Annotated in this window: 22 protein-coding genes; 20 read left to right on the top strand and 2 right to left on the bottom strand. The window is 61.5% G+C overall.

What is annotated here, in order from left to right; translation table 11 throughout:
- Positions 1-6: 6 nt before the first annotated feature.
- The 6 genes from KB449_RS06580 to zapA all read left to right on the top strand — a co-directional run bounded on the left by KB449_RS06580 (position 7) and on the right by zapA (position 10,887).
- Entirely contained in the window at positions 7-825 is an 819-nt protein-coding gene (locus KB449_RS06580; protein ID WP_282907612.1) for a phosphate/phosphite/phosphonate ABC transporter substrate-binding protein, read from the top strand.
- A 78-nt stretch (positions 826-903) separates the two neighbouring features.
- On the top strand, positions 904-2,097 hold the full coding sequence (locus KB449_RS06585; RefSeq protein ID WP_282907613.1) for a cobalamin-independent methionine synthase II family protein: 1,194 nt from the start codon (positions 904-906) through the stop codon (positions 2,095-2,097).
- Positions 2,081-2,566, top strand: a complete 486-nt coding sequence (locus tag KB449_RS06590) for an OsmC family protein (protein WP_282907614.1) — start codon at positions 2,081-2,083, stop codon at positions 2,564-2,566. The genes KB449_RS06585 and KB449_RS06590 overlap by 17 nt, the downstream gene beginning before the upstream one ends.
- A gap of 444 nt (positions 2,567-3,010) precedes the next feature.
- Entirely contained in the window at positions 3,011-4,045 is a 1,035-nt protein-coding gene (gene pheS / locus KB449_RS06595; protein ID WP_282907615.1) for a phenylalanine--tRNA ligase subunit alpha, read from the top strand.
- Positions 4,046-4,098: 53 nt separating this feature from the next.
- Positions 4,099-6,552: a phenylalanine--tRNA ligase subunit beta gene (pheT, locus tag KB449_RS06600; RefSeq protein WP_282907616.1), complete on the top strand. Its 2,454-nt coding sequence runs from the start codon at positions 4,099-4,101 to the stop codon at positions 6,550-6,552.
- Between the two features lie 102 nt (positions 6,553-6,654).
- Positions 6,655-10,887, top strand: coding sequence for a cell division protein ZapA (gene zapA / locus KB449_RS06605; protein ID WP_282907617.1), 4,233 nt, complete (start codon positions 6,655-6,657; stop codon positions 10,885-10,887).
- A 98-nt stretch (positions 10,888-10,985) separates the two neighbouring features.
- Here the strand turns inward: zapA and KB449_RS06610 are convergent, their stop codons facing one another.
- On the bottom strand, positions 10,986-11,363 hold the full coding sequence (locus tag KB449_RS06610) for a cupredoxin domain-containing protein (RefSeq protein WP_282907618.1): 378 nt from the start codon (positions 11,361-11,363) through the stop codon (positions 10,986-10,988).
- A gap of 226 nt (positions 11,364-11,589) precedes the next feature.
- On the opposite strand from KB449_RS06610, the gene KB449_RS06615 reads away from it, so the two are divergent.
- Positions 11,590-12,594: an ABC transporter substrate-binding protein gene (locus tag KB449_RS06615; RefSeq protein WP_282907619.1), complete on the top strand. Its 1,005-nt coding sequence runs from the start codon at positions 11,590-11,592 to the stop codon at positions 12,592-12,594.
- 66 nt (positions 12,595-12,660) lie between these two features.
- Positions 12,661-14,325, top strand: a complete 1,665-nt coding sequence (locus KB449_RS06620) for an AraC family transcriptional regulator (protein WP_282907620.1) — start codon at positions 12,661-12,663, stop codon at positions 14,323-14,325.
- A 56-nt stretch (positions 14,326-14,381) separates the two neighbouring features.
- On the opposite strand, the gene KB449_RS06625 is transcribed toward KB449_RS06620, so the two are convergent.
- Entirely contained in the window at positions 14,382-14,738 is a 357-nt protein-coding gene (locus KB449_RS06625; protein ID WP_282907621.1) for a phage holin family protein, read from the bottom strand.
- Positions 14,739-14,891: 153 nt separating this feature from the next.
- Between KB449_RS06625 and KB449_RS06630 the strand changes: the two genes are divergently transcribed.
- The 12 genes from KB449_RS06630 (at position 14,892) to KB449_RS06685 (ending at position 24,933) form a co-directional block, all read left to right on the top strand.
- A complete protein-coding gene (locus tag KB449_RS06630; protein WP_282907622.1) occupies positions 14,892-17,261 on the top strand; it encodes an endonuclease MutS2 in 2,370 nt (789 codons plus the stop codon).
- Between the two features lie 17 nt (positions 17,262-17,278).
- On the top strand, positions 17,279-17,710 hold the full coding sequence (locus KB449_RS06635) for a DUF350 domain-containing protein (protein WP_282907623.1): 432 nt from the start codon (positions 17,279-17,281) through the stop codon (positions 17,708-17,710).
- 113 nt (positions 17,711-17,823) lie between these two features.
- A complete protein-coding gene (locus tag KB449_RS06640) occupies positions 17,824-18,393 on the top strand; it encodes a hypothetical protein (protein WP_282907624.1) in 570 nt (189 codons plus the stop codon).
- Between the two features lie 10 nt (positions 18,394-18,403).
- Positions 18,404-19,324, top strand: coding sequence for a cysteine synthase A (gene cysK, locus KB449_RS06645; protein WP_282907625.1), 921 nt, complete (start codon positions 18,404-18,406; stop codon positions 19,322-19,324).
- A gap of 377 nt (positions 19,325-19,701) precedes the next feature.
- A complete protein-coding gene (locus tag KB449_RS06650; protein ID WP_090109800.1) occupies positions 19,702-19,926 on the top strand; it encodes a hypothetical protein in 225 nt (74 codons plus the stop codon).
- 29 nt (positions 19,927-19,955) lie between these two features.
- Positions 19,956-20,324: a spore coat protein gene (locus KB449_RS06655; protein WP_282907626.1), complete on the top strand. Its 369-nt coding sequence runs from the start codon at positions 19,956-19,958 to the stop codon at positions 20,322-20,324.
- A gap of 141 nt (positions 20,325-20,465) precedes the next feature.
- Positions 20,466-20,957: an Lrp/AsnC family transcriptional regulator gene (locus KB449_RS06660; RefSeq protein ID WP_282907627.1), complete on the top strand. Its 492-nt coding sequence runs from the start codon at positions 20,466-20,468 to the stop codon at positions 20,955-20,957.
- Positions 20,958-20,998: 41 nt separating this feature from the next.
- The gene (locus KB449_RS06665; RefSeq protein WP_282907628.1) at positions 20,999-22,210 is read left to right on the top strand and encodes an aminotransferase class I/II-fold pyridoxal phosphate-dependent enzyme; all 1,212 of its coding nucleotides are present in this window, start codon (positions 20,999-21,001) and stop codon (positions 22,208-22,210) included.
- Between the two features lie 94 nt (positions 22,211-22,304).
- Positions 22,305-22,565 carry an aspartyl-phosphate phosphatase Spo0E family protein gene (locus KB449_RS06670; RefSeq protein WP_282907629.1) on the top strand — a complete coding sequence of 87 codons (261 nt, stop codon included), beginning with the start codon at positions 22,305-22,307 and terminating at the stop codon, positions 22,563-22,565.
- Between the two features lie 126 nt (positions 22,566-22,691).
- Positions 22,692-23,297 carry a bifunctional adenosylcobinamide kinase/adenosylcobinamide-phosphate guanylyltransferase gene (locus tag KB449_RS06675; RefSeq protein WP_282907630.1) on the top strand — a complete coding sequence of 202 codons (606 nt, stop codon included), beginning with the start codon at positions 22,692-22,694 and terminating at the stop codon, positions 23,295-23,297.
- Between the two features lie 17 nt (positions 23,298-23,314).
- Entirely contained in the window at positions 23,315-23,947 is a 633-nt protein-coding gene (locus tag KB449_RS06680; RefSeq protein ID WP_282907631.1) for a cob(I)yrinic acid a,c-diamide adenosyltransferase, read from the top strand.
- A 5-nt stretch (positions 23,948-23,952) separates the two neighbouring features.
- Entirely contained in the window at positions 23,953-24,933 is a 981-nt protein-coding gene (locus tag KB449_RS06685) for an RluA family pseudouridine synthase (protein ID WP_282907632.1), read from the top strand.
- Positions 24,934-24,935: the final 2 nt, after the last annotated feature.

The following is a 24,935-nucleotide window of genomic DNA, read 5'->3' on the forward strand; positions in this document are numbered from 1 at the left end:
GCGCGGTTGAGCAAGGATCCGATTAAGGTCGGGGCGGTTATCTACGATCCGCGGGTTACCGTGATCTGGGGAATCATCTCCGATTTTTTCAAAGAGGAAGGGCTCGAGATCGAATGCGTCTACTATAAGGATTACGAAGGACAAGTCGACGGCCTGATGAGCCGGGAGATCGACATCGCTTGGAATTCCCCGCTGGCCTGGCTGGATACGTATTTAAGGACGGACGGCAAGTGCCTGATGGGTTCCATGAGAGATACGGATCGTGACAGAAAAACCGTCTTCGTCGTTCGAAAAGACAGCGGCATCGCCGAGCTGGATGGACTGAGAGGAAAGACGATCGGCTTCGGCGCGGTCGATTCTCCGCAAGCCCGATTAATTCCGATCAATCATCTGCATCGGCATGGACTTGAATACGGAGCGGACTATACGGAGCAAAGGTTCGATATCGGCGTCGGCCTCCACGGCGACCACGTCGGCGGAGAGCTGGACGCGATGAAAGCATTGACGGCGGGAACGGTCGACGCCGCCGTCGCGCTGGACCTGAACTGGGAAGCTTGGAAAAAGGACGGCACCGTCGACGAGAACCAGCTGGTGTGCATAGATACGACGCCATTGTTCGACCACTGCATTTTCACGGCGCATCCCGATTTTTCGTCGGAACGATTCGCCGAATGGCAGAACGTGCTCCATCGGATGGACTACGGCAATGAAGCCCACCGGAAGATGATGGACATGGAGGGCTTGAAGGAATGGGTGGAGGGCCGAATCTCGGGATTCAGCCAGCTGCGCGAAGCCAACGGCTATTTAAAGTTTCTGAATACGTAAGGCCGATGAAAAGAGAAGCGTGGAAGCCTCCGCTACTTCTCTTTTCCCTATTTATATTCACTTCGGGAGATCGAACCTATGAAAAAACCGTTGCCGCTATTCCCCGTTTCCTTGATCGGAAGCATGCCCAGATCCAAAGAGGTGCTTGGCGCCTTAAGAATGACGAGAAGCGGAAGAATGGAACCCGGCGACTTCGACCGGCTGATCGAGGCGGAAACGCGCAAAGTCGTCCGGCTGCAGGAGGAATCGGGTATCGATATCGTCACGAGCGGCGAGCTGGGTCGGGATAACTACGTATCCTTCGTCGCTGGCAAAATCGGCGGCGTTCGAATGATGAGCATGAGCGACATGCTCGAATATATCGACGATAAAAAGGCGTTCGAGGATATGCTGACCGCGCTGGACGTGCCCGCCGTGAGCATTAAAAACGCGATTTGCGCGGGCAAGCTGCAGTACGATGGGGACATCGTCGCGAGCGAGCTTCGGATGCTTAAAAGGCTCACCGACAAACCCGTCAAGATTACGTTGCCGGGTCCCTATTTGCTGACCCGATCGATGTGGCTTCCGAATCTCTCCGGCCAGGCTTACGGGGGCAAGGAAGAGCTCGGGCAGGATGTCGTCCGGATCTTGAAGGCAGAGATCGACAACCTGGCGAGCATCGGCGTCGACGTGATCCAGTTCGACGAACCGGTATTGACCGAGGTCGTATTCACGGAGGGCAAGCCCAGATCCTTTATGTGCGCGGCGCTCTCCGAGAGAAAGGATCCGAAGGAGGAGCTCGAATTCGCCGCTTCCTTGATTGGACAGGTCATGGCGCACGTAGACCGAACCCGGACCGTCGCTTCTTTGCATGTGTGCAGAGGCAACTGGAGCAAAAACGAAAGCACGTTGTTGACAGGCCCATACACGCCGCTGCTCGAGTTGTTCGCCAAAGTGAATCCGGACCTGCTGACGCTTGAGTTTTCGACGCCAAGAGCAGGGGAGCTGAGCTCCTTGCTGGCCGATCCGAGGATTGCGGCCCATACGTCGCTCGGTCTAGGCACGATCAATCCGCGCACGGATGACGTCGAAACGATAGATTCGATCCTCTCAAAAGCGCAAGAGGCTGCGACCTACTTGCCGGTCGATCGAATATGGCTGAATCCGGACTGCGGCTTCGCTACCTTCTCCAATAGTCCCGTCAATGTACTGGAGACGATCGCGGGCAAAATTCGTTCGCTAACGGAAGCGGCTTCCGTGCTAAGGAGCAAGCATCATGAAGCGAACGGATGAACGATTAAACGCCTTGTACGAGTCCAAGATATTCGATATGAACTTTAGAGGCACGTCGGCCGACCTCTCCTCCGTAAAGATTTATACGAATAAAAACAGCGTACACGTCGAAAAGCAAATCAGCTTCGACTCGGAATACAAGCCGATCACCAGTCTTGAATATTTCGCGGGGTCCGTGCTCAGCAGCATCCTGTTGGCGTTTTTGGAGCGGCCGAATAGGGGCTCGGTCGTGGAAGAGATCGAGGGCGTGTTGAACCTTTCTCTGGAGAACCCTTTATCTCTGGTTGGCGTCAAAGGCTACGAGGAAGAACCGCGAATAACCAAAATGACGGTGACCGTCTTTCTATACGTAGACTTGGAGGACAAGGCTTTTGACGATTTTTGCTCGGGCGCGCTTGCGCGTTCCCCGATTTACAATACGTTAAAAAGATCGATGTCGCTTGAAGTCCTGTTTAAAAAGCTAATTTGAAGCGATCAATCGGAGACCGTCTCCGATGCCCGCTTGCTTGACGCGGCGCGTTCCCCTATAATAGTCAGTAATTCAAAGCAAAAATGGATAAATGCGACGATGGAGACAAGTAAGCAGCGCCTGCCTGACCAGGGAGGGTACGCCGAGACTGAGAGCGCGCCCGAGGAGAAGAGCTGCCGAATTTCACTCCGGAGCAGTCGCTTGAACGCCGACCATGCTAAGCAGCGTTGGCCAGTAGAGCGGACCGGCAGCGGCCCGTTACGCCGTTCGAGCGGGAATTCCGGCTTGACGCCGCTGCCGAACCGGCAGGCTGTCGTCAGCTAGTTTCCAATTAGGGTGGTACCACGGTCCTTTCGTCCCTTTTACGGGGAGGAAGGGCCTTTTTTGTCGGTTCGCCAACGGGCAAGCCGGCCGATAGACCAAGCGATGAAGGAGAGAGGCATCATGAAGGACCGGTTGGAGGCGCTGCGCGTCGAGGCGCTCGCGCAAATGCAGGAGGTGGCCGATGCCGGCCGCCTGAACGACCTGCGCGTGCATTACCTGGGCAAGAAAGGTCAACTTACGGAAATTTTGCGCGGCATGGGCGGACTCAGCGCCGAGGAGCGTCCGGTGATCGGGCAGGTCGCCAACGACGTGCGTGCGGCCATCGAAGCCGTGCTCGCCGACAAGCAAGCCGCCTTCGATCGCGCCGAGACGGAGCGGAGGCTGGCCGCGGAGACGATCGACGTTACGCTGCCGGGCAGGAGCGTCGCGGCAGGCAGCGTTCATCCGCTGACCAAGGTGACGCAGGAAATCGAAGACATTTTCCTCGGCATGGGTTATACGATTGCGGAAGGCCCTGAAGTCGAGACCGACTATTTCAACTTCGAGGCATTGAATCTGCCGAAGGATCACCCGGCGCGGGACATGCAGGACTCCTTTTACATTACGGACGAGATTCTGCTGCGCACGCACACTTCGCCGGTCCAGATCCGCGCGATGAAAAACGCGGACGGCGCGACGCCGCTTAAGGTCATTTGCCCGGGCCGCGTATACCGCCGCGACGACGACGACGCGACGCACTCGTTCATGTTCCACCAGATCGAAGGTCTGGTCGTCGGCCCCGACATCCGCATGAGCGACCTGAAGGGCACGCTGCTGCAATTCGTCCAGGCGATGTACGGCCCGCAGGTTCAGATTCGGCTGCGTCCAAGCTTCTTCCCGTTCACCGAGCCGAGCGCCGAGGTCGACGTCACCTGCACGCAGTGCGGCGGACAAGGCTGCCGGATGTGCAAGCAATCGGGCTGGATCGAGATTCTCGGCTGCGGCATGGTGCATCCGAAGGTGCTCGAGCACGGCGGCTTCGACCCCGAGCAAGTGTCCGGCTTCGCCTTCGGCATGGGCGTCGAGCGCATCGCGCTGCTGAAGTACGACATCGACGATATTCGTCACTTCTACAACAACGATCTGCGATTCCTCGGGCAATTCGCCCGCATGTGACGGCTGCTGCCGGTATTTTAGCGAAGGTGAAAAAGGAAGGAGCGGTATAACCCGTGAACGTATCCTATCAATGGTTAAGCGAATATATCGATCTCGGCGGCATCGAGCCGCAAGAGCTCGCAGATCTGCTCACGAGGGGCGGCATCGAGATCGACGGCGTCGCTTCCCGCAACGCAGGCGTCACGAAGACGGTCGTCGGCTATGTATTGGAAAAGGAAAAGCATCCGGACGCGGATAAGCTGAACGTCTGCAAGATCGATGCGGGCACCGGCGAAACGCTGCAAATCGTCTGCGGCGCGCCTAACGTTGCGGCCGGGCAGAAGGTGCCCGTCGCGCTCGTCGGCGCGAAGCTGCCGGGCGACCTGCAGATCAAGCGCGCCAAGCTGCGCGGCGTCGAATCGCAGGGCATGATCTGCTCCGCAAGGGAGCTCGGCATCAACGACAAGCTGCTGCCGAAGGAGCTGCAGGAGGGCATCCTCGTGCTGCCGGCTGATACGGCGGTGGGCACGGATATCGCCGACCTGCTCGGCCTGAACGATTCGGTGCTGGAGCTCGATCTGACACCGAACCGCTCGGACTGCCTGAGCCTGCTCGGCGTCGCTTACGAGACCGCCGCGCTGACCGGCCGGCCGCTGACGCTGCCCGAGCCGGAGAAGGCGCTGTACCCCGCGGCGGACAAGACCGCGGACGCGATCGCGGTCGCCATCGAATCGGGCGAAGCTTGCAGCCACTACGCGATGCGCGCCGTGAAGGGCGTCAAGATCGGCCCGTCCCCGCTCTGGCTGCAAAACAGGCTGATCGCCGCCGGCATCCGGCCGATCAGCAACGTCGTCGACGTCACGAATTTCGTCATGCTGGAGTACGGCCAGCCGCTGCACGCGTTTGACGCGGCCAAGGTCAAAGGCACCGTCCGCGTTCGTTTCGCACACGAAGGCGAGACGCTGGTCACGCTCGACGGACAGGAGCGCAAGCTGGAGCCGCACATGCCCGTCATCGCCGACGACGTACATGCGATCGCGCTCGCCGGCGTCATGGGCGGTCTCGATACCGAAGTGACGGCGGACACGGTCGATATTCTGCTCGAATCCGCCCGGTTCGCGGGCGCTCCGGTTCGCAAAACCTCGCGCCAGCTGGGGCTTCGTTCCGAGGCCTCGGCGCGCTTCGAGAAAGGCGTCGATCCGGATCGCGTGCTCGGCGCGCTGGACCGCGCGGCTTCGCTGATCGCGCAGACGGCCGGCGGACTCGTCACCGACGGGGTCGCCGAGGTGCGCCTCGCAACGCCTGCCCCGGCGGTCATCGAACTCTCGCTTGAGCGGATCAACCGGATGCTCGGCACTTCGCTCTCCTCGCTCGAAGTCAAGACGATCTGGTCGCGGCTTCAGTTCGCAGCCGAGCCGGCCGGCGAAGGAGTCTGGCGGCTGACAGTGCCCACGCGCCGCGGCGATATTACGCGCGCGGTGGACCTGATCGAGGAAGTTGCGCGGCTGAACGGCTACGACCGCATCCCGACGACCCGCATCGAAGGGCCGACGACCACGGGCGCGCTTACGAAATCCCAGTCGATCCGCCGGGAACTTCGGAAGCTGCTGTCGGAAGCCGGGCTCAGCGAGGCCGTGACCTATTCGGTCACCTCCGCAAGCCGCGCCGCGCTGTTTCCGGAGCTGTCCGGGGCTGCCGAAGGCATGCGGCCGATCGGTCTGGCCATGCCGATGAGCGAGGAACGCAGCTCGCTTCGCGCGACGCTGCTGCCGAATCTGCTCGAGGCCGCTTCCTACAACAAGTCCCGCCGCAACGCGAACGCCGCGGTGTTCGAGATCGCGAGCGTGTACCATTCCGCGGAGGAACGCCTTACGACCCTGCCCGCGGAGCATCCGCGGCTGGCCTTTCTGCTGACGGGCAACCGTCTGGGCGCAGGCTGGAACCAAACGGCGTCCGCCTACGATTTCTACGATGCGAAGGGCATCGTCGAGAAGCTGTTGGCGCGGCTCGGTCTGACCGGCGCGGTCCGCTTCGAGCAGGCGCAGCCGGCTGACTTCCATCCGGGCCGTACCGCGGCGTTGAAGCTGGCGACCGCGTCCGGCGAATCTACGATCGGCTACGTCGGCCAGCTGCATCCGGAGCTTCAACGCGAGTTCGATCTGGGCGACGCCTACGCCGCCGAGATCGATTTGAAGCCGCTCTATGAAGCGGCGGATTTCCGCATCGTATACAGCACGCTGCCGCGCTTCCCGTCCGCGGAGCGGGATCTGGCCGTCGTCGTCGACGGATCGTTGCCGGGAGCGTCCCTCGTGGAGGCTGCGCAGCAGGCTGCGGGCGAATGGCTGGAGTCCGTCCGCGTGTTCGACGTTTATGCGGGAGAGCGCCTCGGCGCAGGCAAAAAGAGCGTGGCGCTCTCGCTTGTGTACCGTCATCCCGACCGTACGCTGAACGACGAGGAGATCGCCGAAGCACAGCAATCCGTCGTTGCCCGGCTGGAACAATCTTTCAGCGCGGAGCTTCGAAAATAAGCAGGAAACGGCGCAAAGCGCAGCGAATACATCAGAACGCGAAAAGCGGGCTGAGAGACGTTCGCTGCGATTTTGCTTAATTGGAACGTGGGAGGAATAACCGTGAATGCTGACGACAAGACACGCGTAACGGTTGACATATACGGCACGCAATACACGTTGACCGGACACACCAGCAGCGAGTACATGAAGCGGGTAGCGGTACTCGTGAGCGATCAGATGCACAAGATTGCAAGCGGCTCGCCGCGGCTTGATCTCGCGAGGCTCGGCGTGCTCGCTTCGGTTAATATGGCCGACGAGCTCATGCGCATCCGCCGGGAAAACGAGCGGCTCCTCCACGAGGAAATAGAACGCAAGCGGTTGTCCGCCGAGATCGAGACGCTGCTGGCCGACTGGGACAAGCATAAGGCCGAGAGCGCTGCTGCACTGGAGACTGCGGAGCGGGAATACGCCGAGCGGCAGGCCGAGCTGCAGCAAAAATCCGAACAAGCCATCGCGGAAGCGACGGCAAGGGCGGACGAAGAGCGCGAACGGCTGCGCAGCGTTCATCAAGCCGAGCTCGATCGGATCATGGCCGACCACGCGGCCGAGACCGAGCTGTATGCCGAAGAGGCCGAAGAGCTCCGTACGGCCCACGCGGCAGAGCTCGATCGGCGCTCGTCAAGCTATCAGGCCGAGCTCGAGAGCCTGAAGTCCGCGCAGCGCGTCGAGCTTGAACGGCTTCAGGCTGAGCAGGCGTCGGAGCTTGCGAGCGCCAGGTCGGCGCACGAAGACGAATTGGAGCAAGCGACAGCGGCATTGCGCGCCGAGTTGGATGCGGCTGCCGCCAGACACGCGGCCGAGCTTGAAAGCGTCGTCTCGGCTCATGGAGCCGAGCTCGAGCGGATTCAGTCCGACCACGCCGCAGAAGCCGAGCTCTTTGCGGAGGAGAACGATTCCCTCAGGCAGGCGCATGCCTCCGCGATGGACGAGATCAAGTCCGCGCACGCGACGGAGCTTGCCCGGCTGCGGTCCGCGCACGAAGCGGAGCGAGAGCGGGTCCAAGCGACGTTCGAGGCCGAGCTGCGCGACGAGCGCGTCTCGCGCGCCGAAGAGCTGGAATCGCTGCGATCGGCGCATGCGGACGAGCTGGGGACGCTGAAGAGCGGACACGAGCAGACGTTGGCCGAGCGGACGGAGCGGCACGACGAAGAGCTGCGTACGATGCGCCAAGGCTACGAGGACGAGCTGGCCTTGCTGCTGGAGGGCAAGCAGGAAGAATTGCAGCGGCTGACGCTGACGCTGGAGACGGCGCTGCGGGAGCGCGAGGAGATTCGCGCGCGCATGCAGGATGCGCTGGATGCGGCGCTTATCGAGGGCGAGGACCGCGTGAACGCGCTTCGGGAGAACCATGCGGCGGAGCTGGCAAGTCTCGAGGCACGGCAGGCCGAGGAGAAGGAACGCCACGAGGCGGAACGCGTTTCCGAGCTTGAGGCGCTGAAGGCCGGTCATCTGGCGGACCTGGAGCGGCTTAGCGCGGGACATAATGCCGTGCTTGAGGAGCTCCGTCTGGAGCTTGCGCTCGAGCGCGAAGCCCGCGAGGCGGAAGGCGCGGCGGCCGGTGCCCGTTTGGCCGAGGCGCTGGAGCGAGCAGCGGCCGATCGTGAGGCCGCGATCGGCAAGCTGCGCGCCGAGCATGCGGGAGAGCTTGACCGCGTGCTCAAGGAGAGCCGCGGCGAAGCCGAAAGTCTGCGCGCCGCCCATCAGGCGGAGCTAGAGACGCTGAAGCAGCAAAGTTTGGACACGCTGGAGGCCTTCAAGAGCGAGAGCCGGGACGAGCTGGAGGCTGCCAAGACGGAGCTGGGCGGCGAGCTCGAAGCCGCCAAGGCGGCAGTGGAGCGCCTACATACGCAGCTGGCTGAGCAAATGTCCGCGGCGAGACAAGCCGTAGCGGCTGCGGAGGCGAACTTCGACGAGGAACGCCTTGCGCTGACGGTGTCGCTGGATGCCGCCAGGCAGGAGGCTGAAGCGGCCGGGCAGGCAGTTGCCGCTGCGAAGCAAGAGGCGGATGCGGCCAAGTGGCAGATCGATGCCCAAGCGCAGCGCTTCGCGGAGGAGCGCGGGCAACTGGCTGCGCAGGCGGACCGCCAAATGGCGGAGGCCGCAGCGCTGCTGGAGGAGCGCTTGCGCGAGGCTAACGAAGCCGCAGAACGGCGTCTTGCGGAAGAAAGAGCGGCGGCTGCCGCGGAACGCGAGGCTGCCGTGAAGGAAGCGGCTGCGCCGCTTGAAGCCGAGCTCGCTTCGACGCGCAGCGCCGCGGACGAAGCGCAGCTGGAACTGGAGCTGCAGCGCGAAGAGAGCGCTGAGGAGCTGGCGCGTTTGCGCGCGGCTCAGGCGGAGGAGCTTGCGAGACTTCGCGAAGCGCAAACGGAGGAGCTGTCGAAGCTTCGCGCAGCGCGAGACGAGGAACTTGCCGGCCTTGCTGCGGAAGGCGAAGCTGCGCTGAAGGAAGCCGTGGCGCCGCTTGAGGCTGAGCTCGCTTCGGCGCGCAGCGCCGCGGACGATGCGCGGCTGGAGCTGGAGCTGCAGCGCGAAGAGAGCGCCGAGGAGCTGACGCGTCTGCGCGCGGCTCAGGCGGAGGAGCTGGCGAGACTTCGCGACGCGCAGGCTGAAGCGTTGTCGAAGCTCCAAGCAGAACGGGCTGAAGAACTGTCGCGGCTTGCGGCCCAGCGTGAGACGGCGTTGAAGGAGGCTGTCGCGCCCCTCGAGACCGAGCTCGCCGCGGCACGAAGCGCAGTGGACGACGCGCATCTCGAACTGGAACTGCAGCGCGAGGCAAGCGACGAGGAGCTGACGCGTCTGACCGCGGCACAGCGAGAGGAACTGGCGCGTCTGCACGCGGCAAAAGACGAAGAACTGGCGAAGCTTCGCGCAGCGCATGCCGAGGAGCTGACGCGCCTTGCGGCCGAACGCGAAGCAGCCCTCAAGGAAGCTGCCGCGCCGCTTGAAGCCGAACTGGCCGCGGCGCGCAGCGCCGCGGACGACGCGCGGCTGGAGCTGGAGCTGCAGCGCGAAGAAGCCAGCGAGCAACTGTCTCGTCTGAGCGCGGTGCAGCGCGAGGAGCTGGTCCGTTTGCAAGCGGCAAGGGACGAAGAGCTGTCGCAGCTTCGCGCGGCGCAGGCCGAGGAGATGTCAAAGCTCCGCGCGGCGCAGGCGGAAGAACGCTCGCGACTTGCGGCCGAACGCGAGACCGCTCTCAAGGAAGCTGTCTCGCCGCTGGAAGCCGAAATTGCCGCAGCGCGGCAAGCTGCGGACGATGCGCAGTTGGAGCTGGAGCTGCAACGCGAGGAGAGCGCCGAGCAGATCGAGCGTCTGATCGGGGCACAGCGCGACGAATTGGCGCGTCTGCAGGCGGCAAAGGACGAAGAGCTGGCGCAGCTTCGCACGGCACAGGCCGAAGAGCTGTCGCGCATCCGCGAAGCGCAGGCCGAGGAGCAGTCGCGGCTCCGTGCCGCGCAAGACGAAGCGCTGCGCCAGGCGAAGGCCGAGGCGGAAGCTGGCGCGGCCTCTGGGCGTCAAGCGCTTGAGGAAGAGCTGCGCGTGACGCAGGAACTGTACGAGGCCGAGTTGAAGCAGGCGCTCGGCAGCCAGGACGCGGCACTCGCCGCCGCCGAGGCAGCCGGCGCAGAGAACGACCGATTCCAGGCGCGTTGGTCCGAGCGCGAGCGCGAATGGCAGTCGCAGCGCGCGAAGCTGGAAGCCGAAGCGGAGGCGCTGCGCGCAGCCGCGGAGCAGCGGGCTCAGACTGCTGCAGCGCATGAAGCTGCTCTGATCGAGGCGGAAAAGGCGGCTTCCGAGCGCTTGCGCGACGAAGCCGACGCCCGCGAAGCAGCCGAGCGTGAGGCGAACCGGCTCAAGGAGCTCGCGGATGAGCTCGCGGAACGCGAACAGACCGCGGCAGATGCGATCCGGCAGCTCCAGCGGCGGGCAGAAGAGGCGGCGCGCGAGCGAGATGCCGCGTCCGAGCGCCTGGAATCGCTGGAGAGCAAGCTTCGCCAGGCGACCGGCGAGCAGCAGCGCGAACGCGAGTCGCTGCAACGCGCCGAAGAAGAGTTGAGGTCGGCCCGCGAGCAGGCGGCTGCCGCCGTCGCGCTTCAGGCCGAGCGCGACGCACTCGAGCGGCAGCTGCAGGCTGTCGGCGAAGCCGAGCCGAGTCAGGCTGGCGAGGAAGCGACGGAACGGCTGACGCAGGAGCTCGAACGCGTCCGCAACGAGCATGAGGCGCTTAAGATCGAGTACAACAAGCTGCAGAACGAATACAACGAGTGGATCGACATGCTCGAGGAGCATACCTGACCGTCGCCGGAAGACTCGAAAGACCCGCCCTCCTGCGAATAAAATCGCCCTTCCGAACGGATGCAGATCCGGCCGGAAGGGCGATTTCTTTTTGCGCGTTATTTAACGATCAGGGTGGCCTTCATCGCTAAATGTCCTTGCCCGCAGACGATATTGCATTTGATCGTATAAGTGCCCGCCGCAAGCGTTGCGACCTTCGATTTTTTTCCGTTGCTCAACTTGACACCTGCCTTCTCGATCTCGACGCCGTGCGCGCCTTGCTCGTTCTCGAGCATGTAGCGGATCGGCGTATCCTTCGGCACGGTGTACTCGGCCTTGTCGAATTGCCAGTTGGTCGCCCGGATAACCAAGTCCTGCGATGCGACGGCGGTCTCCTGCTCTGCGGCATTTTCGTTCTTGCCTCCGCAAGCGGCGAGCGCTCCCGTCAATGCAAGCGCGGCCATTGCGGCAGCTATTCTTTTGCGTACCATTCTCATTTTCCCCCATCCCTCGTTTGCCGGGTATGAGCGGGTCATGCCCAGACTTTTCTATATTAGCACATCCTGCCGCAAGGATAAAAATGGCACTTTCGCCTGGCTTCGAGCCTACAAAGGGATGTCCGAAATCGACATGGACGAAGTCCGAAACGGGCATGGTCAAACGCGCAAGCATTATTTATAATGTGATAACGATTATCATTTTCATATAAGGAGCGTTATTCGAATGTTTGCAAGAACGAAGCCATGGCGGTTGGCCGTGATATGCATGTTTGTACTCTTGCTGCTCGCAGGCTGCGGAAAGAATTCCAATGCCGGGAACGGAAACGAAGCGGCAGGATCGTCTCCCGCTCCATCCTCCCAAGCTGCGGACCGCGGAGCCGATACGACCGTCTATAAAGACGCTTTGGACAGGGAAGTTACGATTCCGGCGCGTCCGCAGCGAATCGTTACGACGCAGTACTTGCCCGAGCTGCTGGCGGTAGGCGTCAAGCCGATCGGCGTCGTCTCTCACTTACTCACGGGATTCGTATCGGTGAAGGACGAGATCGACGGTATCGAAGACATCGGTCCCGCCAACAACATCAATCTGGAAAAGACGCTCGAGCTCAAGCCGGACCTCATCATCGCCGCGGATTGGGACAAGGACCAGCTGGACAAGCTGCAGGCAATCGCGCCGACGGTCGTCGTGGCCTGGGAGGGCGAGGATGCCTTCGCGCATTTGGACCAAGTCGCCGCCTTGCTCGGAAAGACCGAACAAGCGGAGGATTGGAAACGGGCGTTCGACGAAAAAGCCGCCTCCGCCGCAGAAAAGCTGAAGGCGTTCGTCAAGCCCGGCGAAACGTTCGGCGTCGTCGTCATCGGCGGATACGAAAAAGGCCAGCTGCGGGTTTATGGATCCGGCAACGTGGGTTATACGTTGTTCGAGACGCTCGGCTTCCCGATGACGGACGTCGTCAAGCAGGAATGGGATAAAGGCGGCCATGAGCTCGGCATACAGCTTTCTCTGGAAAAGCTGCCCGAATTCGCGTCCGCGGATCGTCTTTTCCTCGTCAAGTTCGACAACGACCCGGACTTTGCGGACCAGGTGCTGAACAGCGCACTGTGGAAAAAGCTGCCTGCCGTTCAAAACGGCCGCGTCTACGAGGTAAGCGACACGCTGTGGTTTTCCTACGACGTTCTGTCCTTCGACAAGCAGCTGGACGACGCAATCCGTCTGCTTGCCAAATAATCGAATAGAAGGCCAAGATCATTCCCGCTATGGGCATGGTCTTCCTGCATGTTAGGGGGATACCTCATGTTATCGAATCAAAAGGCGTCCGCTGCCGCTGCACGGCTTCCGTTTTTGTACCGTTGGACAGATATTGAGCGCGTCGAACCGCTTCCAGGGCAACCTGCGGAACTGCCAAGCCGATCTTCCTTCATGCTTGTCGCGGCCGAGTCCGGAGCGATGAAGCTGTCCGACGCGTGCGGCGTGCGGATCTGCGAATTGTCCGCCGGCGATCTCTGCGTGACCCGCGCGACCGTTCGCATCCATTCCGACGCAGACGCGGGTGCGGACGCCTGCGGGTTTGCCGTCGCCTTTCGCCGGCTGTCGCTTAATGAGACGGAGGCGAACCAGCGCGACATCATGGATGACGGGGGCGGAGGGCTGCCTTTAAATATGCGGCTGAACGTCGATCCGCAAGCGATCGGATGGATCGGCGAATTGTTCGCGCTCCGCGATGCCGAGAACCTGTCCGGGATGTATAACGCTCAAGCGTTGTTTCAACGGTTGATGGCCAGCGTGATTGAAGCCGGGAACGGGAACGGGAACGGGAAGGGGAGAGGCGCCATGGCGCCCGAACGGCTCGGTTTCCGGTACGCGGTAAGAGCGACGGTCGCTAAAATGGAGGCGCAGCCCGCCTTGGCTTGGACGGTCGAACGATTGGCGCGCGAGGCGGGGTGCTCCGTCCGGCAATACGCAAGAATATTCAAGACGCTGACCGGAAAAAGTCCGCTCAAGCATTTGACAGGGCTGCGGATGGCGGAGGCGAAGCGCAGGCTGCATAGCGGGGAAACACCGCTCGCCGACATTTCTGGCGCGCTTGGGTTTGCGGATCCTTTTCATTTCAGCCGCGTATTTAAACGTCACGAAGGGTTGTCGCCGAGCGTATACGCGCGCGCCGGAAGCCAGGGCGCTCGAATCGTGGCATTCCAATATCTCGGCGAGCTGCTCGCACTGGGCCTCAAGCCACTGGGCGCTCCGAGCCGATTAATGGACTGCCGTTTTTTTACCCCGCGCATCCGGGGGATCGCGTCTACAGGCGGCTCCGTCGTTGAACCGAATCTCGACCGGGTTCGGGCGCTTGAACCAAATCTGATCCTCACCTTCGACGGCCACCATTACGAACAGTACGCTGGCATTTCGGATACCTTGAATTTATCCTGGTCTTTGTCCCCGGAGGAGCGATTAATGGCCGTAGCCGATAAGGTGGGCAAGCAGGAGGAAGCGGCACGCTGGGTGCGGGCCTATCGCAAAAAAACCGAGGAGGCTGCCGACCGGTTCGCAAGAGGACCCGATCATGTTCGTACTGTGACGTTCATTTGGACGAACGGGCTGCCGGAGACCGTTCAAGTGTACAAGGAAGCGGGGTTAATCCACGATCTCGGCTGGCGTTCGCCAAGAACGGTAAGAGAAAGGAAGACCGAGGATTGCCGGCCATATAAGTTTGATATTCCCGTGGCGCTTTTGCCGCACTACGCGGGAGAGGCGCTGTTCGTCGCCGTCAGTCCCGATGAACGATCGCGGCTGCAGTTCGAGCTGCTGAAGCAGAGCGCCATATGGTCGGAGCTGGAGGCCGTTCGCCAAGGCCGGGCGTACGTCCTGGGGCAGGAGTGGCTGCGCGACGATCCTATATCGTTGGCAGGTCAGCTTCGAGAGCTGCAAGCGATCGTGCAAAAACCTCGCGGCATCCTTTGACGGAGCCGCGAGGTTTTTGATGGCAAGAACGGATTTAGCGCAGCCGGACGGCTCCATTAATGGTGCCGTTTGCCGGCTTTGTACGGGTTGCCGATCGGGATGAACAGGTCGATGATCCCGATGACCAGCGCCGCCAGCAGTGCGCCCAGGATCGAAGCCGTGACGCCGCTGACGACGAACTGAGCGAGCCAGATTACGAGCGCGCTGCACAGGAAGCCGACGATGCCGCGTCCGAACGGCGTCACGTTTTTGCCGAAAATCGCCTCGATAATCCAGCCGAGCACGGCAATCACGAGCGCGAGCATGAGGGCGCTCCAGAAGCCGCCGACCGTGAAATGGGGAACCAGGTATCCGACGATCATCAAAACGATCGCGGACACGATAAAGCGTACGACATGTCCTAAGAAATGCATGGCTTAATTACCTCCCGTTGTGGGGCTGTCGTCCGGCGAGCCGCCGGCATTAAAGGTATTGTATCCAGATTGATCGCCGGTTATAACGGAGTCGTAATGCAAGCGCAGCCGCCATCGGATATAATGGGAGGCGAGAGGAGTTGGCGCAACGCCGTGAACGACAAGGCGCTATATACATTGGAATACGATAAAATCGGCGAGCGGCTCCGCGAGCTTGGAGAGACCTCGCTTGGCAAGGAGCAGGCGGCCCTCATCCGTCCTTCCTCCGATCTCAGGGACGTGAACCGGCGGCTCGACGCGACGGCCGAAGCCGTACGCGCGATCGACGTCAAGGGCACTCCGCCGTTCGGCGGCATCACGGACGTCCGGCCAGCGCTCGGCCGCGCGAAGCTCGGGGCGATGCTGCTGCCGACCGAGCTCATCGATATCGCGCAGTTCATCATGGGCTCGAGGCGCATCCGCAAGTATGTAGGCGCCGTGTCCGAAGAAGCGGACATCCCGCTGCTCGAGGATCTTTGCGAGCCGCTGATCGATGCCAAGCAGCAGGAAGACGAGATACGGCGTTGCATCGACGAGCAGGGAGATGTCCTGGACGCAGCGAGCGCCGAACTGGCGGCGATCCGCAGGGAGATCCGCACGAACGAAGGACGCGCCCGGGAAAAGCTTGAGAGCATGATCCGCTCGTCCTCGGTGCAGAAGATGCTGCAGGACGCGCTTATTACGATGCGCGGAGACCGGTATGTCATACCGGTCAAGGCTGAATACCGCTCGAACTTCGGCGGCATCGTGCATGACCAGTCGGGCAGCGGCGCGACGCTGTTCATCGAACCGGAGGCCGTTCTCACGATCAACAACAAGCTCCGCGAGCTCAAGCTTCGCGAGACGCGCGAGATCGAACGGATTTTGCGCCAGCTGTCCGAGAGCGTGGGCGTCAAAGGCGAGCTGCTCATCGGGGACGCCGAAGCGCTCGGCTATATCGATTCGATCTTCGCGCGGGCGAAGCTGGCCGACCGGATGCAAGCGACCAAGCCACAGATGAACGGCGAGGGTCGCCTGCGGCTGAAGCGGGCCCGGCATCCGCTGATCGACGCCAAAAAAGTCGTGCCGATCGATATCGAGCTTGACGATACGCATTCGGCAATCATCGTCACCGGGCCGAATACGGGAGGCAAGACCGTATCGCTCAAGACAGTCGGCCTGCTTAGCTTGATGGCGATGTCCGGCTTGTTCGTGCCCGCCGACGAAGGTACGATCCTGTGCGTCTTCGACGGCATTTACGCAGATATAGGCGACGAGCAGAGCATCGAGCAAAGTCTGAGTACGTTCTCAAGCCATATGACGAATCTGATCGGCATGCTGGGCCAAGTGACGAGCCGAAGTCTCGTGCTGCTCGACGAGCTCGGCGCGGGCACCGACCCTGCTGAGGGCTCGGCGCTCGCGATCGCCATCCTCGAGCATCTGCATCGCCTGCGCTGCAGGCTGCTCGCCACGACGCACTACAGCGAGCTGAAGGCGTATGCGTACAACCGCGAGGGCATCATGAACGCCAGCATGGAGTTCGACGTCGCGACGCTGAGTCCGACCTACCGGCTGCTTGTCGGCGTGCCCGGCCGAAGCAACGCCTTTGCGATCGCGGAGCGGCTCGGTCTGCCCCGGTCGATCATCGACCACGCGCGGGGCGAGGTGTCCGACGACGAGCTCAAGGTCGACACGATGATCGCCTCGCTCGAGCGGGATCGGAGGACGGCCGAGTCGGAGCGCCAGCTGGCCGAGCGGATCAAGCGCGAGGCCGAGGAGCTGCGTCTCAAGATCGAAGAAGACCGCGCGAAGCTTCAGGATCAGCGCGTCAAGCTGCTCGAAGACGCCCGCGAGGAAGCCAGGCTTCAAGTGGCGAAGGCGCGGCGCGAGGCCGAGGAGATCATCTCCGATCTGCGCAAGCTCGCTCTGGAAGAAGCGGCGAGCGTCAAGGAGCACAAGCTTATCGAAGCCCGCCGCAGACTGGACGATGCCGTGCCGGCGCCGGTGGCGAAGCCGCGTCCGTCCGCATCCAAGAGCGCGAAGCTCGGACCGGGCGACGAGGTCAAGGTTTACAGCCTTGGCGGCCAAAAAGGCCATATCGTCGAACTGGCGGGCAACGACGCGTTCGTCCAGCTCGGCATCATGAAGATGAAGGTGGCGCTGGCGGATCTGGAGCCGGTCAAAGCGCCGAAGGACGCGGCAGCCAAAAAGTCGCAGCCAGTCGCGGCCGGCGCGACCGTGAAGCGTGCGGCTTCGGACCAGATCCGGACGGAGCTGGATCTGCGGGGCGCCACGCTCGACGAGGCGATCATCGAGACCGACCGCTTCCTCGACGAATCGTTCCTTTCGAATCTGCATCAGGTATATATCATTCATGGCAAAGGAACCGGGGCGCTGCGTACGGGCATTCAGGAGTTTCTGCGCAGGCACAAGCACGTGAAGAGCTACAGGCTCGGCAATTATGGCGAGGGCGGCGCCGGCGTTACCGTGGCGGAGCTGAACTAGCGTTAGGAGCGTTCCGCATGAATGAGCCCAGTTCCATCGACCGGCTGCTGTCCCATCCGGCGGTCGCGATCCCGGCGTATTTTTCCGTCGGCATTCTGATGCTGATCATCTGCCTGTACTGCTTCGAGCGGGTGACCAAGTACGAATGCTGGCAGGAAATCCGCAAAGGCAACTTAGCGGTCGCCATGGCGACCGGCGGCAAAATATTCGGCATCTGCAACATTTTTCGGTTTTCCATCCAATCCAAAGACAGCATCTACGAAAGCATGCTATGGGCGGGCGGCGGATTTCTGCTCCTGCTCGCCGCGTACCTGCTGTTCGAATTCGTCACGCCGGTATTCCGGATCGACGAGGAGATCGGCAAGGACAATCGCGCGGTGGGATTTATCTCCCTGCTGCTGTCCGTATCGCTTTCCTATATTATCGGCGCGGCGGTGACGCTGGACTGACAGCGGCCGCCGCAGGAGGTTTCGTATGAAGTATTTATGGGGAACGCTGTTCGCGCTTGCGGCCCTTTTCTTTATTTTAGGCATCGTCTATATGGTGAGGGAGGGTTAAAGCCGTGGCTGCCAACGTAATTATTTGCCCCTGGTGTCAATCCGAGATTATTCAGGAACCGGGCGAGGAGCCGGACAAGTACTGTCCGGTCTGCGACAATGAGCTAAGCGGGTACCGGACGCTTCGCTTCGGTCTGGGAGAAGAAGAGCCGGAAGAGGACGAAGAGGAAGAAGCGGAGGACGACTCGCGTTACGGACGCCCGGGTCGGCGCGGCCTGCCCGAAGACCTCGAGGGGCTTGGCCTGGACGGCGACGACGACTTGCGCGGCAAGGACGAAGCGCTGCTCCGTTACGAGGACACGGTCGAAGCGATTCTGGACGAGCAGGAATTCGTGCCGGAATGTCCGCAATGCCGGGAGTATATGATCGAGACGGGACGTCAGGTCGTTCAGACGGCCTCCTTCACGCCCAAACGGCCGGAGCGGCTGCGCGGCAAGGCGGTCCTCGAAGCTCCGTTTTCGATGACGCTGTATATGTGCCCTTCGTGCTTCACGATGGAATATGCGTTGTCCGAGGAGGACCGCAGCCGTATCGGAGACAATCTGAGCCGGGAACCCGAAGCCGACGGAAAGTGAGACGACGAATATGAAGAAGTTGGTGTATCAGAGCGTGACGGAGCTGATCGGCGATACGCCGGCCGTTCGGCTTAATCGCTTGACCGGACCCGACGACGCGGAGGTGCTGGTCAAGCTCGAACGATTCAATCCGAGCGGGAGCGTGAAGGACCGGGCGGCGAGCTCGCTCATCGAAGACGCCGAAGCGAGGGGCTTGATCGGACCGGGATCGCTGATCGTCGAGCCGACGAGCGGCAACACGGGCATCGGTCTGGCGATGAACGCAGCGGCCAGGGGCTACAGGCTCATCCTCGTCATGCCGGACAATATGTCCAAGGAAAGAATCGACCTGCTGAAGGCTTACGGCGCCGAGGTCGTGCTGACCCCCGCATCGCAGCGCATGCCCGGAGCGATCCGGGAAGCGCAGTCCATTGCGGCGGGCACGCCAGGCAGCTTTATGCCGAACCAGTTCGAGAACGCCGCCAACCCCGATGTCCATCGCAGAACGACGGCGCTTGAGATACTGGAGCAGACGGAAGGAAGGCTGGACGCGTTCGTGGCTACAGCGGGCACGGGGGGGACGATTACCGGCACTGGCGAGGTACTCAAGGCCAGGTTGCCCGGCCTTTACGTGTCCGTCGTAGAGCCGGCCGGCTCTCCCGTGCTGTCGGGCGGCGTGCCGGGACCGCACAAGCTCGTCGGCACGAGCCCAGGCTTCGTTCCGTCCATCCTCAATACCGACGTCTACGATGAGATCGTTCAGGTGACGGACGACGACGCCATCGACACGATGAGGCGGCTGGCGCGCGAGGAAGGGATATTGGCGGGACCTTCGTCCGGCGCTTCGGTATGGGCTGCGCTCCAGCTCGCCCGCAAGCTCGGCAAGGGCAAGCGGGTGCTGTGCATCGCGCCAGATACGGGCGAGCGATATTTGTCGATGGATTTGTTTTAAGATTCGCCTCGAGAGCCGCGTACTCAGTGAAGATCGTTTATGCCGTGCCGGCGGCTGCCTGTACGGTCTTTAACGAGCTGTCCCAATGTCATGCAATGACGGGGCGGCTTTTTCGCTTTTTAGGCTGCGTCTCGACTTGCTAAACCCGCGCTCAGGTGCGTGGAGAGCGGGCTTGTGCGGGAAGCGTGCACGAGAATAACGCAAATTTGGGCTATATTGAGTTCTGCGTGAGTGGCGGGTGAGCTGCCGGCAGTGTGGATACAACAATAGCGCAATTTATGCGATCTTTAAGTTTCTCTTGCGTGTGCCGTTCGCGGATAAGCAACCGGGGTTGGCCGCATACTATGCCCGATTGTCCATTTACAGGAGGGATTGTCATGCTTCAACCGATCACCGGCAAAGAGCTCGAGTACATCGCGGATTCGATGTCCAACGAGGATCTGCTCATCAAGCAATGTACGGCCGCTTCCGCGTCCTGCTCGAACCAGCAAATCAAGCAGGTGCTCGATCATCAGGCGCAGGTGCATACGCAGCATTACCAAACGCTGATGTCGCTGCTTCAGCAGCACCAGCCGCTCGCACCCACGCAACCCCAAGCCTAGAATCGCATCCGAAAGGGAGGTCACACGAAATGACGCCAGCAAACCAGTTTATGCCTGACGAGGATTTGGCTTATACCGTGCTCGCCGATCTGAAGCGCGTAACGCGCGAATACGCGACTGCGGCCACCGAGTCGGTCTGTCCGACCGTTCGCCAGCAATTCACGCAGCTGCTGAATGTGACGCTGCAGATGCAGGGCGAATTGTACACCACGATGCAATCTGCCAACATGTATAACGCCTCCTCGCCGACGCTGCGGCAGGAGATCGACAAGAACCTGAAGACGTATCAGGACACCCAAACGAAGACGCAGCAATTCGTGCAGCAAACGAAGCAGAACGCGATCCCGGCTTGGCAGCAGCAACAGCAAAACGCCCAGCAGCAAATGCAGCAGCACTGAGCGCGCAGCGCGCCCCGAGCAACATCCTCCCCCGGACGGCAGTAATCCGGCGGGAGGTTTTTTGTAAACGGGGGATATTGAAATTTCTTTTCACGGGGCCTGTATTTGATGTAATATGAGAGGTATTCAGGAGGGATCCCCATGAACGAATTTAAGTTGAAGATTCTGGATCTGCTCAAGGAAGACGCGAGATTGTCCGCTTCGACCATCGCTACGATGCTTGGGGCGGACGAAGTCGAAGTGTCTGCCGCCATCGCGGAGATGGAGCGGGACCATGTAATCGTGAAGTACGCTACGGTTGTGAATTGGAGCAAGGTAGACGACGAGAAAGTGACGGCGCTCATTCAAGTCGAGTGCACGCCGGAGCGCGGACGGGGCTTCGAGAGCATCGCGGAGCGCATTTATCTGTATCCCGAGGTCAAATCGGTATACCTTATGTCGGGCGCGTACGACTTGCAGGTGGAGATCGAAGGCAAGACGCTTAAGGAAGTCGCTTCGTTCGTCTCCAACAAGCTGTCGACCATCGAATCCGTTATCGCGACCAAGACCTTTTTCATTCTCAAAAAATATAAACAGGACGGGATTATCTTCGAGGAGTTCGAGGGTGATCAGCGCCTGCTCGTTTCTCCTTGACGCGATAAGGGAGCGAGTATTTCGAAAAGGACGGTTGTCCAATGATTACGAACCAACAGACGCGCGGCAAGGAATCGACCCAAGGGATGAATCGTTATTTGTCCGCCGGCGCGCGCGCCATCCCGCCGTCCGGCATCCGCAGGTTTTTCGATCTGGTCAGCGCCAGCAAGGACGGCAGCATCATCTCGCTGGGCGTGGGCGAGCCGGACTTCGTGACGCCGTGGCATATTCGCGACGCAGCGGTCTATTCGCTTGAAAAGGGCAAGACGCAGTATACGTCCAACGCGGGCATGCTGGAGCTGCGCGAAGAGATAGCTTCCTATTTGAACAAGCAGTTCAATCTGCAATACGAGCCAGGCAACGAAGTGCTCGTGACGATCGGCGGCAGCGAAGCGATCGACCTTGCGATCCGGGCGCTCGTCGAGCCGGGGGACGAGGTGCTGATCCCCGAGCCTTGCTACGTTCCGTACAACCCGATCACGGCGCTCGGCGGCGGCGTTGCCGTCGGCATCGAGACATTCGCCAAGGACGGCTTCCGGCTGACGGAGGAGGGCTTGCGCGCAGCGATCACGCCGCGTTCCAAGCTGCTGATCCTTTCTTATCCTAGCAATCCGACGGGCGCGATCATGAGCTACGAGGATATGCTGCCGATCGCAAGACTCGTCGAGGAGCACGATCTGATCGTCGTGTCCGACGAGATCTACGCAGAGCTGACCTACGGTTCCAAGCACGTCAGCTTCGCCTCCTTGCCAGGCATGAAGGATCGTACGATACTGGTGAGCGGCTTCTCCAAGGCGTTCGCGATGACGGGTTGGCGCATGGGTTACGCTTGCGGCCATTCCGAATTGATCGGCGCCATGCTGAAGATCCATCAGTATACCGTTATGTGCGCCCCGATCATGGGGCAGGTCGCCGCGCTAGAAGCGCTGAAGAACGGCATGGAAGAAATGTACCGCATGGTCGAGTCCTACAACCAGAGAAGAAGGCTCGTCGTTCAAGGCTTCCGGGATATCGGCCTGGACTGCCACGAGCCGCAAGGCGCGTTTTACGTTTTCCCTTCGATCGAGTCGACCGGCCTGTCGTCCGAGGAATTTTCCATGCGGCTCGTGAGGGACGCGAAGGTCGCGGCCGTGCCCGGACACGTGTTCGGCAGCGGGGGAGAAGGCTTTATCCGGTGTTCCTACGCATCCTCCGTCGCCCAATTGACCGAGGCGCTGGAGCGTATCGGACAGTTCGTTCGGCAGCTAAAATAGGGAAAATGGAAAAAGGATGTTATTTTTTCTAAAGTTCTGCTATAATTACCCTTGTTTTGCAGACTTGCCCGTAGCTGCGGAGAGGGGGAAAACGATGGCGACAGCAAGCAATCATTCTTTGGATTCGGCTCAGCCCGCAACGTGGGTGTCGGCCAGGAATGCCTACAGTGAAGCCGGTGCGTCTCCCTCTTATAACGACCGAAGCCTCATCGAAGAAATCGACTTGCTCAGGCGCCGCATGACGGAGACCTTCTTGCGGGAAGACTCCTTCACCGCGGAGCCCGTCATGGAGATCAGCCGCATGCTTGACGTGAAGATCAACGAATACATGAGACTCAGCTATCATGCCCGTTAAGTCCGGAGCTTCGCTCCGGGCTTTTTATTTTGCCGCGCACATGCACCGGCTCGACGCTTTTTCAAGTCGCCGCTCGATTGTGCTATAGTTAAGCTAGTTATTTTTGCGCCTGGGAGGTGTCGGGAGATGCTCCTGTTGGTAACCGGCGGCACCGGATCGGGCAAATCGGCTTATGCCAGGCAGTTGGCGGAGTCGCTGGGACGGGAGGCGATCGGCTTCAACTGTCCGGCGTGGCCGCAGATTGACGCCAACCCGGCGGGAAAGGCGGGCGCCGTATCCAATACCCTTGCCGCGGACGCGTTCGCGGACGTCAAGCATGCTTCCGGACGGCACGGCTTCGCATGGACCGAGCTGCCCGCAGACGGCTCCTGCGCGCAGACGCTGACACGCGTCAATCTGGACTCGAATCCTTACCGTGCCGAGCGAAGGGCGCTGGTGCTGGACAGCCTGTCAGGCTGGCTGCGGCATCGCGTGCTCGAAGACCGTCCGGGCGAAGGGGAGGAAGAGCGCGTGTCTGCCGAAGCGGGCAAGCTGCTCGGCGCGCTGCTGGCGTTCGAGGGCGTCGTCATCGTCGTGACCGAGGAGGCGACCGCGGGTCTGGCCTCGGAGCCGCGCGAGAGAGCCTTTATCAAGCTGCTGGCCGAATCCAACCGGAGACTGGCCGCGGCTTCGCATACGATCTACCGTCTGTCGTTCGGGATCGCCGAGGCGATCCGGGGCGAACGGATCTGATTCGGGAGGACAGGGCGATGAAGCTGTATACGAGAACCGGCGACAAAGGCACGACTTCGGTCATCGGCGGCAAGGTAAACAAGGACGACGAGCGGGTGGAGGCTTTCGGGACGATCGACGAGCTTAACGCGTTCGTCGGCCAGGCTGCGGCTACTGCAGGGACGGGAGCGGAAAAGACGGCGGATGCAGCAAACGAACCTCCGGGGGGAATCCGTGCGTTCCAAGTCCGGCTGCTCGAGGAACTGACCGTCATCCAGCACGAGCTGTTCGACTGCGGCTCGGATCTGTCCTACGCTGAGCCTCAGCCTGAACAGCTCAAGGTCAAGTCCGAGCTGGTGGAGCGGCTTGAGGCCTGGATCGACCGCCATGAGGCGGGCAATCCGCCGATCGCGAGGTTCATTTTGCCGGGCGGTACGGCGACGGCCGCCGCGCTGCATGTCTGCCGCACCGTCTGTCGACGGGCGGAGCGCGCCGTCGTGACTTTGGCGGCGACGGGCAGGCCGTGTCCGCCAGAAGTCGCAAAGTATCTCAACCGGCTGTCGGATTACTTTTTTGCGGCGGCGCGCGCCGCCAACGCCAAGGCAGGCGTGCAGGACGTCGAATACGAGCGGGGAGCGGCGGTTTTCCGCCGCATCGGCAAGGAGCTATAGCAGCGATGGAATGGGAACGCACGGAAGGGTATTACAAACCGCTCGTACACGTTGCGGACGAGCGGGACGAAGGCCGTATGCTGCGTGACGTACTTCGCAGCCGGGTCGGGATCTCGCGGCGGCTGTGGACGAAGCTGAAGGCTTCGGAAGAAGGCGTGACCGTGAACGGGAACGCGGTTTTTTCCAGTTTTATTTTATCGGCCGGCGACATCGTGGCGCTGCGGATGGCGGAAGAGTCCTCGGACGACATTCTGCCGCAGCCGATGGCGCTCGATATCGTGCATGAGGACGATGACCTGCTCGTGCTTAACAAGCCTGCGGGCGTCATCGTCCACCCGACGACCGGCCATTACGCGAATACGCTTGCGAACGGCGTCGTGCATTACTGGCGGGAGCGCGGCGAGCGCTGCCGGTTCCGACCGGTCAACCGGCTGGACGAAGATACGTCCGGCCTCGTGATCGTCGCCAAGCACCCGTACGCGCAGCAGCAGCTGTCCGCCCAGATGACGGCCGGCACGGTGCTCAAGCAGTACCGCGCCTATGCCTACGGACGTCCGCCTGCGGACGAGGGCGAGGTGAACGCGCCGATCGGCCGCGTGCCCGAAGACCCGCACAGGCGGGCCGTCCGGGAGGACGGTCAGCCTTCGCTTACGTACTACTCGCTGTCCGAAGCTTACCCTTGCGGCGCGAGCGCGCTGGACATCAGGCTCGGCACGGGCAGGACGCACCAGATTCGCGTGCATATGGGCGCGATCGGATGCCCGCTCGTCGGCGACGCCTATTACGCCGATCCGGCCTGGATGCGCACGCCGCTCGCCGGCGCGCTGTCCTGCGCGATCGGCAGGCAGGCGCTCCATGCGGCGCAGCTGGCGTTCCGTCATCCGGTGACGGGCGCCGAGACGAAGCTCGAAGCGCCGCTGCCCGCGGACCTTCGCGAGCTGGAGCGCGTCCTGCGCGAGCTTCCGTCGCGTCTGGACGTCCTTTGAGC

Origin of the sequence: Cohnella hashimotonis (genome assembly GCF_030014955.1) — a bacterium.
In the GTDB taxonomy this organism is placed as follows: domain Bacteria; phylum Bacillota; class Bacilli; order Paenibacillales; family Paenibacillaceae; genus Cohnella; species Cohnella hashimotonis.